This is a genomic window from Streptomyces sp. NBC_00212 (assembly GCF_045206365.1).
In the GTDB taxonomy this organism is placed as follows: domain Bacteria; phylum Actinomycetota; class Actinomycetes; order Streptomycetales; family Streptomycetaceae; genus Streptomyces.
In genome coordinates, this window is sequence record NZ_CP108115.1 from 5,425,671 (window position 1) to 5,439,588 (window position 13,918).

Below are 13,918 nucleotides of genomic sequence, written 5' to 3' on the forward strand. Positions count from 1 at the left end.
GATAGATTGGAGCCGTGCTCACTCGTCACCCCCGCCTCCGTAACCTCGCCATCGGCGCCGCTCCGGTCGTGGCGCTGCTCGCCGTCGCCTGCTTCGCGCCGCTGCCGTTCGCGGTGGCGCAGCCGGGGCCGACCGCGAACGTCCTGGGCGACGACGAGGGCAAGCCGGTGATCACCATCTCCGGCGCGCCCACCCGCCCCACCAGCGGGCAGCTGCGGATGACCACCATCGTGGCGACCGGGCCCAACGCGGACGTCGGCATCTCCGACGTCGTCGACGGCTGGTTCCGCACCGACCGGGCCGTGATGCCCCGCGACTCGGTCTATCCGGGCGGCGGCAGCGAGAAGGAGATCTCCGCGCACAACCAGGCGGAGATGAAGCAGTCGCAGGACTCCGCGACGGTCGCGGCCCTCGGCCATCTCGGCCTCAGCCCCGACAAGGTCAAGGTCGATCTGCACCTCGCCGACGTCGGCGGCCCGAGCGCCGGGCTGCTCTTCACCCTCGGCATCATCGACAAGCTGAACGGCAACGGCTCCGGCGGCGACCTCACCGGCGGCCGCAACATCGCCGGTACGGGGACGATCACCGGCGGCGGTGACGTCGGCGCGGTCGGCGGGGTCGCGCTCAAGACGCAGGCCGCGGCCCGGGACGGGGCGACCGTCTTCCTCGTGCCGAAGGCGGAGTGCTCGGACGCACAGGCCGAACTGCCCAAGGGGCTGCGCCTGATCCCCGTCACTACGCTGAAGGGTGCGGTGTCCGCGCTCCAGGCGTTGCAGAAGGGCGCCCCGGTTCCGTCCTGCTGACGGCGCCCGCGTCCATGTCCTGCCAGGCCGGGAGGACCAGCGGGCTCAGCGTGGCGAGCAGGTAGACCCCGCCGACCGCGAGCAGCGCGCCGCGCACCCCGGCCGCCTCCACGAGGAAGCCGGCCGCGAGCCCGCCGAGCGGCATCGCCAGTTCGCAGCCCGCCGTGAGCACCCCGGCGACCCGGCTGCGCAGCTCGTCCGGCACCTTTTCGTAGATCACCGTCGTCAGGATCGGGTTGAGCGCGCCGCTCGCGAGCCCGGCGATCAGCATCGTGACGGCCAGCGGCAGCGTGCTGCCGGTCAGCGCGGCGACCGCGTACCGGGGCGCCCCGCACAGCAGCACGCAGACCGTGAAGACCGTACGGCGCGAGAGGCGGTGGCCGACCACGCCGTACAGGAGCGCACCCGACAGGCCACCCGCCCCGAACAGGGCGGCGAGCAGGCCGAGTTGGGTCGCGCCGCCGAGTTCCTGCTCGGCGTGGACGGGGAGCAGCACGGCGTTCCAGCCCTGGTCGGTGCCGTTCATCAGCATCACCATCGTGACCACCGCGAGCAGCAGCCGGGTGCGCGCCAAGTAGCCGTATCCCTCGCGGAGTTCGGCCTTGTAGGTGCGCGCCGAGACCGGTGGCGCGTCGCGCCGGGGGCGGGCCGCGCGGACGTCGCGCAGGCCGACGGCGACGAGCACCGCCGAGACGGCGAAGGTCGCGCCGTCGACGAGGAGTACGTTGCCGGCGCCGGTCAGCGCGATGAGCACGCCGGCCAGGGCCGCGCCGGTCATCCGGGCGCCGCGCGAGACGGCGTCGTACACGCTGGCCGCGCGCGCCAGGGTCGTACCGGACTGGCGGGCGAGGTCCGGCAGGAGGACGTAGCGGGCGGTGACGCCCGGGGTGTGGGCGAGGCCGCCGAGCGCCATCAGGGCGCACAGCAGCCAGAATGCGAGGAGCCCGGTGCGGTGCAGGAGCGGGATCGCGGCGACCGCGAGCCCGCAGACGACGTCGGAGCCGACCGAGACCCGGCGGCGGCCGACGCGGTCGATGACCGGGCCGCCGATCAGGGCCGAGACCACGATCGGCAGCGTCGCGCAGAAGGCGACGACCCCGGCCCGGCCCGCGCTGCCGGTGGTCTCAAGGACGAACCACGGCACCCCGATCAGGGTGAGTGAACTGCCGCTCGCCGAAACGGCGTTGGCGGCCAGTACGGCCGCGAGCGGCCTTCTGTCGCGGTGTCCCCCCGGCCCGCTCATGCGAGGCGGGCTTGCCGGTGCGGTGGCTGCTGGGTCAGGTGGAGGCCCAACTCGACCAATATCCATCCCAGTTGGGTGCGCAGCGCGCGGGGCTCGCGGGGGAGCGCGGCGCGGGCCTCCGCCTCCAGCTCGGCGGCGCGCAGGTGGTGCAGCACGAGGTGGGTGTCGCTGTGCATGGCGGCGGTCCTTTCAGTGGGACGGGTGGGAGCGCGGGAAGGAGTGCAGGTGGACGCGGACCTGGGCGGCGTCGCCCGCCTCGTCCGGGGTGATCGTGCGGTACGTCTCGACGACCGCGTGCAGCTTCTCGTTGAGCTCGTGCAGCTGGGCCGCGGAGAGGTTGAGGGTGAAGTCGCTCAGGTCGCCGCTGGTGGACCAGGGCTCGGGCCAGTCGTGCCTGGTGGCGAGCCAGGTCGAGAGCTCCTGGGTGTGGATGTTCGCGATCTCGTGCAGGAACAGGTTGGCCGCGCCCCGCACCTCGGGATCGGTGCTGGTGTGCAGGTCGTCGGCGAACGAGGTGCCGTTGTGCATCGCCTTCCACCAGCGCTCGCGGCCCTTGCCGCGGCCCGGGTCGTCCTCGACGAAGCCGTGCGCGGCGAGCTGGCGCAGGTGGTAGCTGGTCGCACCGCTCGACTCGCCGAGCCGTTCGCCGAGTTGGGAGGCGGTGGCCGGGCCGTCGTGGCGCAGCGACTTCAGGATCCGGATGCGCAGGGGGTGGGCGAGGCCGCGCAGGGAGCGGGCGTCGAGGATGCGCTCTCCGGCCGCGTTCTGGGGGTGCTTGCCGGGGGGCCGCTCGGTGTCGGGCTTCTTGCTCTCGGGCATGGTCCAAAGGTAGCGATGCAAAGAGAGTGTTGCAACGCTTTCTTTGCATCAACTTCTTTGCAAGGGGTTCTTCGCAAGTCGTGCCGGGCCGGCCCGCTCACCCCTTCTTGATGAACCCCTCCCGCACCAGCCAGTCCAGCGCCACGTCGTGCGGGTCCTGGCCCTCCACGTCGACCTTGGCGTTCAGCTCCCGGGCGACCTGCGTGGTGAGCCTGGCGCTGAGCGGGTCGAGGAGGCCCGCGATCGCCGGGTACTTCTCGTACGTCCTGCTGTGCAGCTCGGGCGCCGCGTTGTAGTTGGGGAAGAAGTGCTTGTCGTCCTGGAGGGTCGCCAGGTCCATCGCCTTGATGCGGCCGTCGGTGGTGAACACCTCGCCGAGCAGGCAGGAGCTGGACTTGGACACCTGGGTGTAGACGATCCCGGCGTCCATCTTCTGGATGTTGGAGGCGGGGATCGACATCCCGTACGCCTTCTCCATGCCGGGCAGCCCGTCCTCGCGGGACGCGAACTCGTTCTCCACGCAGATCGTCACCGCCGATGGGTCCTTCTTCGACAGGGCGGCCACGTCGGACATCGTCTTGAGGTGGTACTTGGCGTTGTTGGCCTGGCTGATGCCGAGGGAGTAGGTGTTGTTGAGGGTCGACTGGGGGAGCCACGTCACGCCGTTCTTCAGGTCGGCGTCGCGCACCGCCTGCCACTGGGCCTGCGGGTCGACGATCGGCTTGCTGTTGCCCAGATAGGTGATCCACGCCGTGCCCGTGTACTCGTACATCGCGTCCGCGTCGCCCTTCACGATCGCCTCGCGGGCGCTGATCGAGCCGGGCAGGTTCGTACGGTCGAGGACCTCGGCGCCGGCCGCCTTGAAGACCAGGCCGACCATCTGGCCCAGGATGATGTTCTCGCTGAAGTTCTTCGAAGTGACCGTCAGGGACGCCCCCTTGAGGGGCAGGCCCTTGCCGACCGAGCCGGGCACCACGTCGTCCACCATCGGCGAGCCGGACTTGAGCCCGCAGCCGGACACCGCGGCGAGCAGCGCCAGGCTGCCCCCGGCGGCGGCCAGTGCCGTACGGAGGTGCCGCATCACTGAGCCTCCAGTCCGCGCGGGGTCAGCGCCACCTCGGCCAGCGAGGCCAGCCAGTCCACGAGCAGGGCGAGCGCCACCGTCAGGATCGAGCCGAGGACCAGGACCGGCATGCGCTGGGTCTGGATGCCGGAGGTGATCAGGTCGCCGAGGCCGCCCCCGCCGCCGAAGGTGGCGAGCGTCGCGGTGCCGACGTTCAGGACGAGCGCGGTGCGCACCCCGGCGAGGATCAGCGGTACCGCGAGCGGCAGTTCGACCTTGCCGAGGGTGCCGAGCGCCGACATGCCGATGCCGCGCGAGGCCTCCACCAGCTGCGGATCGATCGCCTTCAGGCCGGCCACCGTGTTGGACAGCACCGGCAGCACGGCGTAGATCACCATGCCGATGACGGCCGTGCCGGGCCCGATGCCCAGCCAGATCACCAGGAGCGCGAGGAGGCCGATGGCCGGGGTGGCCTGGCCGATGTTGGCGATCGCGGTGACCAGCGGCGCCGCCCGGCTCACCCCGCGCCGGGTCAGCGCGATGCCCAGCGGGATCGCGATGACCAGCACCCAGAACGTGGAGATCGCGGTCAGCTTCACGTGCTGCCACAGCCGCAGTTGGACGTTGCCGTTGTCGAGGGAGTTCTTCGCGATCGAGTCCAGGTGGGCGTTGGTGATCCAGAAGTACGTGATCACCAGGACCACCGCGATGACGAGCGGCAGGAACACCAGCTTCTGCCAGGTGATCCGGCGGGCCGGCTTCCCCGGCGCCGGGCCCGCCTCCTCCTCGGGCTCGGCGAGCGCGTCGGTCAGCTCGTCGCGGAAGGCGTGCCCCTTGACCTCGTGCTCGCCGGGCGGGCGCTCGGCCGGTGCAGGGTTCTTGGGCGTCATGACTCCTCCGCACCGCCCTCCAGCTCCTGTTCGGTCTGGTGGTGGCGGAGCTCTTCGAGGTCGTGCTGGTGCTCGATGGCCGCGAGCCGGTCGGCCTCCAGGAGCTCGTGCACGGAGTTCATCAGCGTCTCCATGTCGACGACGCCGATGTACTCGCCGCGCCGCCCGGTCACCGCGACCCGGCCGCCCGAGTCGATGAGCACGGCCTCCAGGGCGTCGTGCAGCGTCGCGTCCCGGGTCACCGTGTCGTGCACCAGCTGCCCGGCCCGCGCGAGCGAGCCCTTGGCGCGCATCAGGTCGCCGCGCCGCAGCCACTTGTAGGGCCGGTTCCTGCGGTCCAGCATGAGCAGCTCGTTGTGCGGGCCGCTGCGCAGCTTGTTGAAGATCGACTGGAGCGGGTCGTCGACGGTGACCGTGGGGAACTCGGCCATCTCCACATCCCGTACGCGGGTGAGGTTGAGCCGCTTGAGGGCGGCGCCCGCGCCCACGAACCCGGACACGAAGTCGTCGGCCGGGTTGGTCAGGATGGCCTCGGGCGTATCGAATTGAGCGATGTGTGAACGTTCGCGCAGAACGGCGATTCGATCGCCCAGTTTGATCGCTTCGTCGAAGTCGTGCGTGACGAAGACGATCGTCTTGTGCAGCTCGTGCTGGAGGCGGATCAGCTCGTCCTGGAGGTGGTCGCGGGTGATCGGGTCGACCGCGCCGAACGGCTCGTCCATCAGCAGGACCGGCGGGTCGGCCGCCAACGCCCTTGCCACGCCCACCCGTTGCTGCTGTCCGCCGGAGAGCTGGCGCGGATAGCGGCCGTGGAACTCGCGCGGGTCGAGCCCGACCAGGTCGAGCATCTCCTCCACCCGGTCCTTCACCTTCGACTTGGACCAGCCGACCATCTTCGGTACGAGCGCGATGTTCTCGGCGACCGTCATGTGCGGGAAGAGCCCGGACGACTGGATCGCGTACCCGACCTTGCGGCGCAGCTTCACCGGGTCGATGTCGGTGACGTCCTCGTCGTTGATCCGGATCCGGCCGGAGGTCGGCTCGATCAGACGGTTGATCATCTTGAGGGTGGTCGACTTCCCGCAGCCCGACGGGCCGACGAAGATGACGGTCTCGCCCGCCTTGATCTCCATGTTGACGCTGTCCACCGACGGGTTGGGGTTGCCCGGGTACCGCTTGGTGAGGTTCTCCAGCTGGATGGAGGCGCCCGAGGTGGCGGCGCCGCTCGGCTCGGGCTCCGTCCGCTCGCGCGCGGATCGTTCGCGCGCGGATCGTTCGCGCGCGGATCGTTCGCGCGCGTCTCGTTCGTGCTCGGATCGAGCGCCCTCGTTTCGTTCGTACTCGGATCGTTCGTGCTCGGATCGCTCAGACACGGATCCCCCTCGGGATGGTGAGACGGCCGACCAGTACGTACGCCGCGTCGAAGAGCAGGGCGAGCACCACGATGCCGAGGGTGCCCGCGAGCACCTGGTTGATGGCGTTGGCGCTGCCGAGCGAGGCGATCCCGCGGAAGATCTCGTTGCCGAGCCCGGGGCCCGATGCGTACGCCGCGATCGCCGCGATGCCCATCAGCATCTGCGTCGAGACCCGGATGCCGGTGAGGATCGGCGGCCAGGCCAGCGGGAGTTCGACCCGCACCAGACGGGCGACGCGCGACATGCCGATGCCCTTGGCCGCGTCCACGAGCGAGGGATCGACGCCGCGCAGGCCCACGATCGAGTTCCGGACGATCGGAAGCAGCCCGTACAGCGTCAGGGTCACGACGGTGGGCGCCACGCCCAGGCCCACCAGCGGGATCAGCAGACCGATCATGGCGAGCGAGGGGATCGTGAGGATCGACGAGGTGGACGTGATGGCCAGGCCCGCCGCCCAGCCGCTGCGGTACGTCACCACGCCGATCACGATGCCGAGCACGGTCGCGATCACCATGCACTGGAACACCGCGCTCGCGTGCTGGAGGGCGTCGGTGAGCAGCTGCTGGTGCCTGCTGGACAAGTAGTCCCAGAAACCCACGCGCGCTCACCCCTGTCGGTCCCCGGTCAGGCACCGCCGGGGACGGAGTCCTGAGCCGCCTGCTCCACCAGCGGGATGATCCGCAGCGGGACCGGGTTCTCCATGACGATCGCCGTGGAGGCCCGGACGATGCCATCAAAACCGACAACCCGGTCGATCACACGCTGGAGATCGGCGTTGGAGCGGGCCACCAGGCGGCACAGCATGTCGCCGTGCCCGGTGGTCGTGTGAAGCTCCAGGACCTCGGGCACGGTCGTCAAATGGGCCCGTACGTCCGCCCCCTGGCCCTGTTTGATCTCCAGGGTGGCGAAGGCGGTGACCGGGTAGCCGAGCGCGGCCGGATCGACGTCCGGGCCGAAGCCCCGGATGACTCCATTCGACTGAAGCCGGTCGAGCCGCGCCTGGACCGTGCCGCGCGCGACCCCGAGCCGCCGCGACGCCTCCAGGACCCCGATCCGGGGCTCCCGCGCGAGCAGCACGATCAGCCGCCCGTCCAGATGATCGATCGACATCGCCGCCTCCAGATGGTCATCATGTACAGAACGCCTCCCCATACTGGCCAGTCGCTGTACGGATTGACCAGTGAAAGCGCGAACTATTGCGCAGCTTGCCGGACCGAGGGACTCTGCCGCCATGACTGAGACCATCCACCACACCCCCGAATCCGCGCGGCAGGCCGACCCCTTCCCGGTGAAGGGCATGGACGCGGTCGTCTTCGCCGTGGGCAACGCCAAGCAGGCCGCGCACTACTACTCGACGGCCTTCGGCATGAAGCTGGTCGCCTACTCCGGACCGGAGAACGGCAGCCGCGAGACCGCCAGCTACGTGCTGACCAGCGGCGCCGCCCGCTTCGTGTTCACCTCCGTCATCAAGACCGCCACCGACCGCGGCCGCTTCCTCGCCGAGCACGTCGCCGAGCACGGCGACGGCGTGGTGGACCTCGCCATCGAGGTGCCGGACGCGCGGGCCGCGTACAAGTACGCCACCGAGCACGGCGCCACCGGTCTGGAGGAGCCGCACGAGGTCTCCGACGAGCACGGCACCGTCGTCCTGGCCGCGATCGCCACGTACGGCAAGACCCGGCACACCCTGGTCGAGCGCTCCGGCTACACCGGCCCCTACCTGCCGGGCTTCGTCGAGGCCGCGCCGATGGTCGAGACCCCGAAGAGGTATTTCCAGGCGATCGACCACTGTGTGGGCAACGTCGAGCTCGGCAAGATGAACGAGTGGGTGGCGTTCTACAACAACGTCATGGGCTTCACCAACATGAAGGAGTTCGTGGGCGACGACATCGCCACCGAGTACTCCGCGCTCATGTCGAAGGTGGTCGCCGACGGCACCCTCAAGGTGAAGTTCCCGCTCAACGAGCCGGCCATCGCCAAGAAGAAGTCGCAGATCGACGAGTACCTGGAGTTCTACGGCGGCCCCGGCGTCCAGCACATCGCGCTCGCCACCAACGACATCGTCGCCTCGGTGAAGGCCATGCGGGCCGCGGGCGTGCAGTTCCTGGACACCCCCGACTCGTACTACGACACCCTCGGCGAGTGGGCCGGCGAGACCCGGGTGCCGGTCGAGACGCTGCGCGAGCTGAAGATCCTGGTCGACCGCGACGAGGACGGCTACCTCCTGCAGATCTTCACCAAGCCGGTCCAGGACCGCCCCACCGTGTTCTTCGAGATGATCGAGCGGCACGGTTCGATGGGCTTCGGCAAGGGCAACTTCAAGGCGCTCTTCGAGGCGATCGAGCGCGAGCAGGAGAAGCGCGGCAACCTCTGACCTGCAACTGGTCACGTTCGTACGGTAATTGAGTTACCGTCATCAGTCTGCGGCCCCACGGACCTGACCCGTGGGGCCGCGACTCTTTTCGCCCGGCCGCCCGCCCTCGCGAAACTCAGTGGCGCCGCTTCGAGGGCTTGCGCGGCTTGGTCGGTCGCTTCGGGCCCGAGTTCGCGCTCGTCCCCGAATCCGAGGACGAGGAGCCCGCGCTGGAAGAACCGGAGCCCGAGCTGGAGCCGGACCCCGAGCCGGAGCCTGAGCCGGATCCCGAGCTTGAGCCGGATCCGGAGCCCGAACCCGAACCCGAACCCGATCCCGAGTCGGAGTCCGAACCCGCCTGGGCCGCGGCCGCCACATAGCCGTACATGTCCCTCGGGCCGCCCTCCGCCGGCTCGCCGAGCGCCGCCAGCGCCTCCTTCGCCTTCGGCGCGAGCAGCGGCGAGAAGTACGGGTTGGTGCGCAGCGCGTCCTGGAGGTGGCGGCGGGCCGCGCCCGACTGGCCGAGCTCCCGCTCGATGATGGCCTGGTGGTAGGAGAACAGGGCGTCGCGCACCCCGGAGTCGGTCGCCTTGCGCGCGTGGACCAGCGCCTCCTCCGTCTCGCCCGACCGGTACATCGCCCAGCCGAGCGCGTCCTCGCTCGCCGCGCTCGGATGCGCCCTCCACTCGGCTTCGAGCCGGTCGAGCGCGAGGTGCGTGGCACCGTGGTCGGTCTCGAACCGGCCGAGCACCAAGGCGTCGTCCACCCCGTTGGCGCCGTCTTGTGCGGCGAGCTCGCGCAGCTTCTCGAACCAGGTGTGCGCGTCGCCGTCCAGGCCCTGGGACTCGTACAACTCGCCCAGTTCCAGGAGGTATTCGGGGCGCGGCAGAACGGCGATCGCCGCCAGGTAGTCGCGCTGGGCGTCCGCTTTTTGGCCGAGCGCGACCTTGGCGCGGGCCCGGCCCGCGAGCGCCGCGTGCGTGCTCGGATCGGTGCGCAGCGCCGCGTCGTAGTGGGTGATCGCCGCCTGCGGCTCGCCCCGCTCCCACGCGAGATCGCCCACCGCCACCAGCGCGGCCGCCTTCTGCAGGGGCGACGTGGCGTGCCCGACCGCCTCGTCGAGGGCGGCCGAGGCGTCCTCGCGCCAGCCGTGCTCGCGGTAGACCTCGGCCGCCTGGGCCAACGCGGCCGAACCGCCCCGGAGTTCGAGCAGCTGCTCCACCGCCTTCGCCGCGGCCTTCGCGTCACCGAGCCCGTTGTACGCCTCGATCAGCGGGGGGTAGAGCGTCCACCGGGCGGCCTTGCGGGCGCGTACGCCCTCGGCCAGGGTGCGCGCCGCGGCGTAGTCGTGCCGGGCGTCGGCGAGCGCCGCGAGACCGATCTCGGCGTCCAGGTTGTCCTTCGGCCGCACCTGGAGCGAGCGCTTCAGGGCCGACTCGGCGCGCGGGTAGAACGAGGAGTCGGCGGCCCGTACGCCCCGCTCCAGATAGGCGGAGCCGAGCACCGCCCACGACGCGTCGTCCGTGGGATGGGTGCGCACCCAGTCCGCCCGGTCGGTGATCAGCGCCGTCAGATCGCCCACCGAGGCGGGCGCCCCGGCGGCCGCCGCCGTCAGGGCTCGCGCGGCCGGACCCAGGGCGGGCGGCGGCGCCTTCGGTGCCTCGCCCTCGGGCCTGATCAGCAGCACGCCCCCGACCAGCACGGTCGCCGCCATCGCCACCAGGACGGCCCGCTTCAGGGCCCGCGGCGGCCCGGACGGCGGCGAGGTCCGCTGGGCCGCGGCCGAGGCGGCCAGCCAGGCCGCCCGGCGTGCCGCGTCCGCATCCTGTTCGGTCTTCGCGATCTCCATGGCGCTCACTGTGCGTCAATAGGAAGAGCGCACCGGTCCCGCCCGACCGACCGGGGAAAGGGTTCACACCGATGGCCCCCGGGTGCCAGGCTGAAGGCATGGACGATCTTCTCGAACGGCTGCGCGAGGAACTCCCGGCGGACGCCGTCATCACCGACCCCGACATCACCGGTTCCTACGCCCACGACATGGCGAGCTTCTGCGCCGCGGGCAGCCCGGCCGTCGTCGTGCTGCCCCGCACCGTCGAGCAGGTCCAGCACGTGATGCGCACGGCGACGGCGCTGCGCGTGCCCGTCGTGCCGCAGGGCGCGCGCACCGGCCTGTCCGGCGCGGCCAACGCGAGCGAGGGCTGCATCGTCCTGTCCCTGGTCAAGATGGACCGCATCCTGGAGATCAACCCGGTCGACCGGGTCGCGGTCGTCGAACCCGGCGTCGTCAACGCCGTACTGTCGCGCCAAGTCCACGAGCAAGGGCTCTACTACCCGCCGGATCCCTCCAGTTGGGAGATGTGCACCATCGGCGGGAACATCGGCACCGCGTCCGGCGGTCTGTGCTGTGTGAAGTACGGGGTGACCGCGGAGTACGTCCTCGGCCTCGAAGTCGTGCTCGCCGACGGGCGGCTCATGAGCACGGGGCGGCGCACCGCCAAGGGCGTCGCCGGGTACGACCTGACCCGGCTCTTCGTCGGCTCCGAGGGCAGCCTCGGCATCGTCGTGAAGGCGGTCCTCGCGCTGCGCCCCGCGCCGCCGCCGCAGCTCGCGCTCGCCGCCGAGTTCCCGTCCGCCGCGGCCGCCTGCGACGCCGTCGTACGGATCATGGAGCGCGGCCACACCCCGTCGCTGCTCGAACTCATGGACCGCACCACCATCCGGGCCGTCAACCGCATGGCCAACATGGGTCTGCCCGACAGCACCGAGGCGCTGCTGCTCGCCGCCTTCGACACCCCGGACGCGGCCGCCGGCCTCGCGGCCGTCGGCGAGCTGTGCACCGCCGCGGGCGCGACCCAGGTCGTCCCGGCCGAGGACGTCGGCGAGTCCGAACTCCTGCTCCAGGCAAGGCGGTTGTCGCTCACCGCACTGGAGACGATCAAGTCGGCCACGATGATCGACGACGTGTGCGTGCCGCGCTCCAAGCTCGCCGCGATGCTCGAAGGCACCTCCGCGATCGCCGCCAAGTACGAGCTGACCATCGGCGTCTGCGCGCACGCCGGCGACGGCAACACCCACCCCGTGGTCTGCTTCGACGCCGCCGACGAGGACGAGTCGCGGCGCGCCCGCGAGTCGTTCGACGAGATCATGGCGCTCGGTCTGGAACTGGGCGGCACCATCACCGGCGAACACGGCGTCGGCGTACTCAAGAAGGAATGGCTGGCCCGCGAGCTCGGTCCGGTGGGTATCGAGATGCAGCGCGCGGTGAAGCACGCCTTCGACCCGCTCGGCCTGCTGAATCCGGGCAAGCTGTTCTGAACGCGGGCCCTCACGCACCCTCCTCCGGCCGGGACTCGTCGGAGGGCCACGGGTCGCGCAGCCACAGCTCGTCCGCGCGGCCGTTGGCCGGCGCGAGCAGCTCGGCCAGGCCGTCGTCGATGCCGAGCTGTTCGGTCTCGGAGCCGGGCGGCACCACCCGGAGCGTCCGCTCCAGCCACGCCGAGACCTGCGCGGACGGCGCTTCGAGCAGCGCGTCGCCGTCCGGCGAACTGAGCGCCATCAGGACCACGCTGCGGCCCTCGACCTTGGTCGGCCAGATCCGCACGTCGCCGTGCCCGCACGCCCGGAACACCCCCTCGACCAGGAGCTCGCGCGCGAACGTCCAGTTGACGGGGGTCTCCGAGCCGATGTGGAAGGTGATGTGCACGGCGTACGGGTCGTTGGTGCGGTAGGTGAGCCGGGCCGGCACGGGGATGCTGCGCTCGGGCGACAGCACCAGTTTGAGCTCCAGTTCGCGTTCCACCACGGTGTGCATGAGGGGTCTCTCTTCCTTTTCCCTGGACGGGCCCGGGAGCGGGCCGTACAGGGTGAGAGCGCGTTCCCCCGCGGTCATTACGCGACTTCGGGAAGTTTTTTCGTAAGAGCTTTTTTGAGCGCTACGGCGGGCCCGAGCCGTTGAGCCAGCTCGCGCCGTACACCGCCGAGCCGAGCGCGAGGACGGCGACCACCCCCGCCGCCCGCGCCGCGCGCACCCGGGACAGCGCGAGCGCCACCGGAAGCAGCAGCGGGAACGCGGGCAGGAGCAGGCGGGGCTTGGAGCCGAAGTAGCCCGAGGAGCACAGCGCGAGGGCCATCACGATGCCGGTGTAGACGAGCAGCGGGAGCGGCTGTCGCCCGCGCACGCAGGCCCAGTACGCCCAGAGCGCGAGCGCCGTGCCCGCGATCAGGCCGATTCCGGCGAGCACGACGGGCCAGCCGCCGAGGTGGGCCACGATGAACTTCCCGTACGCCAGGCCCCCATCGAAGCCGTTGCCCCACTCGGCCTGGACGTCGAGATAGGCGAGCGGGCCGCCCCGGCGCAGGCCGACCCACAGGATGTAGCCCGCGGCGCCGAGCGGGGCGATCAGCGCCCCGGCGAGCAGCCGCGCCCCGATGTGCCGGGTGCGCCGCGCCTCGACGGCGGCCCCCGCCCACAGCGCGGCCGCGACCGCGAGCCCCACCGGGCGGGTGAGCCCCGCGAGCGACGCGAGGAGCCCGGCCTCGATCCAGCGGCGCCCGAGGACCGCGTACAGCGCCCAGGCGGCGAGCGCGACGAAGAGGGCCTCGCTGTACGCCATCGACTCGACGATCCCGACCGGGACCGCCGCCCACAGCGTCACCAGGAGGAGCCCGGCCCGATGCCCGTAGAGCTGATGGCCCATCAGATACATGCCCCAGGCGGCGGCGAGTCCCGCGAGGCCGCTGACGAGCAGCCCCGCGTCGCCCGGGCCGAGCGGGCTCACCGCGGCGACGGCCTGCTCCAGCCAGGGGAGCAGCGGGAAGAACGCCATGTCGGACAGGACGCGGCCGTCGGGCGCGGTCAGCGTGAAGTCGTAGCCGGACTCGGCGACCCGCACGTACCAGAGCGAGTCCCAGCGCGCGGAGAGCAGCTCATGGGCGTCGCTGTCGTTGACGCGGGACCAGATGGCGAGGGCCAGCAGGCCGAGCGCGCGGATCGCCGCGAACGCCGCGACGGCCGTCCAGGCCCGCCGTAACGCGGACGGCTGCGCCAGAGAACCGTCGGCCGGTTCGTCGTGACCGGTTCGGCCGGGCCCCACGCGCATTGCTCACTCACTTTCCTGACCGGCCGGGCCGGGTGCACCAGTTCGATCCGCCACGACTGTACGCACTGGTGGGACCCCGAAGCGCGGCCCGGTCCCCGGGTGCGGCGCGGCGCGGCGCCGTAGCCCGTACGCGGGCTTCCTCCCCGGCTTCTTCCTACCGACCCCGGGTTCTTCGTTAATGTCCTCCTGGGACAAGCGGAAGCGGCCGGTCGGTGTCAGGGCCGGGCGGCGTA

Annotated in this window: 14 protein-coding genes; 3 read left to right on the forward strand and 11 right to left on the reverse strand. The window is 71.2% G+C overall.

What is annotated here, in order from left to right; genetic code table 11:
* Positions 1 to 14 precede the first annotated feature (14 nt).
* Positions 15 to 803, forward strand: coding sequence for a S16 family serine protease (locus OHA17_RS24850; RefSeq protein WP_406508432.1), 789 nt, complete (start codon positions 15 to 17; stop codon positions 801 to 803).
* Here the strand turns inward: OHA17_RS24850 and OHA17_RS24855 are convergent.
* The 8 genes from OHA17_RS24855 to OHA17_RS24890 form a co-directional block, all read right to left on the reverse strand.
* Positions 736 to 2,046: an MFS transporter gene (locus tag OHA17_RS24855; RefSeq protein ID WP_406508433.1), complete on the reverse strand. Its 1,311-nt coding sequence runs from the start codon at positions 2,044 to 2,046 to the stop codon at positions 736 to 738. The two genes, OHA17_RS24850 and OHA17_RS24855, sit on opposite strands and share 68 nt — an antisense overlap.
* A complete protein-coding gene (locus tag OHA17_RS24860; RefSeq protein WP_406508434.1) occupies positions 2,043 to 2,222 on the reverse strand; it encodes a hypothetical protein in 180 nt (59 codons plus the stop codon). The genes OHA17_RS24855 and OHA17_RS24860 overlap by 4 nt, the downstream gene beginning before the upstream one ends.
* A gap of 13 nt (positions 2,223 to 2,235) precedes the next feature.
* On the reverse strand, positions 2,236 to 2,865 hold the full coding sequence (locus tag OHA17_RS24865; RefSeq protein WP_406508435.1) for an ArsR/SmtB family transcription factor: 630 nt from the start codon (positions 2,863 to 2,865) through the stop codon (positions 2,236 to 2,238).
* Between the two features lie 97 nt (positions 2,866 to 2,962).
* Positions 2,963 to 3,946, reverse strand: a complete 984-nt coding sequence (locus tag OHA17_RS24870; protein WP_406508436.1) for a glycine betaine ABC transporter substrate-binding protein — start codon at positions 3,944 to 3,946, stop codon at positions 2,963 to 2,965.
* Entirely contained in the window at positions 3,946 to 4,818 is an 873-nt protein-coding gene (locus OHA17_RS24875) for an ABC transporter permease (protein ID WP_406508437.1), read from the reverse strand. The genes OHA17_RS24870 and OHA17_RS24875 overlap by 1 nt, the downstream gene beginning before the upstream one ends.
* Complete coding sequence (locus OHA17_RS24880) at positions 4,815 to 6,017, reverse strand: ABC transporter ATP-binding protein (RefSeq protein WP_053729500.1); 1,203 nt, start codon at positions 6,015 to 6,017, stop codon at positions 4,815 to 4,817. The genes OHA17_RS24875 and OHA17_RS24880 overlap by 4 nt, the downstream gene beginning before the upstream one ends.
* A gap of 166 nt (positions 6,018 to 6,183) precedes the next feature.
* Positions 6,184 to 6,831, reverse strand: a complete 648-nt coding sequence (locus OHA17_RS24885; RefSeq protein ID WP_398872297.1) for an ABC transporter permease — start codon at positions 6,829 to 6,831, stop codon at positions 6,184 to 6,186.
* Positions 6,832 to 6,857: 26 nt separating this feature from the next.
* The gene (locus OHA17_RS24890; RefSeq protein ID WP_053729462.1) at positions 6,858 to 7,343 is read right to left on the reverse strand and encodes an Lrp/AsnC family transcriptional regulator; all 486 of its coding nucleotides are present in this window, start codon (positions 7,341 to 7,343) and stop codon (positions 6,858 to 6,860) included.
* Positions 7,344 to 7,464: 121 nt separating this feature from the next.
* Between OHA17_RS24890 and hppD the strand changes: the two genes are divergently transcribed.
* Positions 7,465 to 8,607: a 4-hydroxyphenylpyruvate dioxygenase gene (hppD, locus tag OHA17_RS24895; RefSeq protein WP_053729463.1), complete on the forward strand. Its 1,143-nt coding sequence runs from the start codon at positions 7,465 to 7,467 to the stop codon at positions 8,605 to 8,607.
* 115 nt (positions 8,608 to 8,722) lie between these two features.
* Here hppD and OHA17_RS24900 read toward each other — a convergent pair whose 3' ends face one another.
* Positions 8,723 to 10,435, reverse strand: coding sequence for a tetratricopeptide repeat protein (locus OHA17_RS24900; protein ID WP_406508438.1), 1,713 nt, complete (start codon positions 10,433 to 10,435; stop codon positions 8,723 to 8,725).
* 98 nt (positions 10,436 to 10,533) lie between these two features.
* Here OHA17_RS24900 and OHA17_RS24905 point away from each other — a divergent pair, with 98 nt between their 5' ends.
* The gene (locus OHA17_RS24905; protein ID WP_406508439.1) at positions 10,534 to 11,901 is read left to right on the forward strand and encodes an FAD-binding oxidoreductase; all 1,368 of its coding nucleotides are present in this window, start codon (positions 10,534 to 10,536) and stop codon (positions 11,899 to 11,901) included.
* A 10-nt stretch (positions 11,902 to 11,911) separates the two neighbouring features.
* Here OHA17_RS24905 and OHA17_RS24910 read toward each other — a convergent pair whose 3' ends face one another.
* A complete protein-coding gene (locus OHA17_RS24910) occupies positions 11,912 to 12,397 on the reverse strand; it encodes an SsgA family sporulation/cell division regulator (RefSeq protein ID WP_398872291.1) in 486 nt (161 codons plus the stop codon).
* Positions 12,398 to 12,518: 121 nt separating this feature from the next.
* Positions 12,519 to 13,685 (reverse strand): hypothetical protein, encoded by a 1,167-nt coding sequence (locus OHA17_RS24915; protein ID WP_406508440.1) that lies wholly within the window; start codon positions 13,683 to 13,685, stop codon positions 12,519 to 12,521.
* Between the last annotated feature and the right edge of the window lie 233 nt (positions 13,686 to 13,918).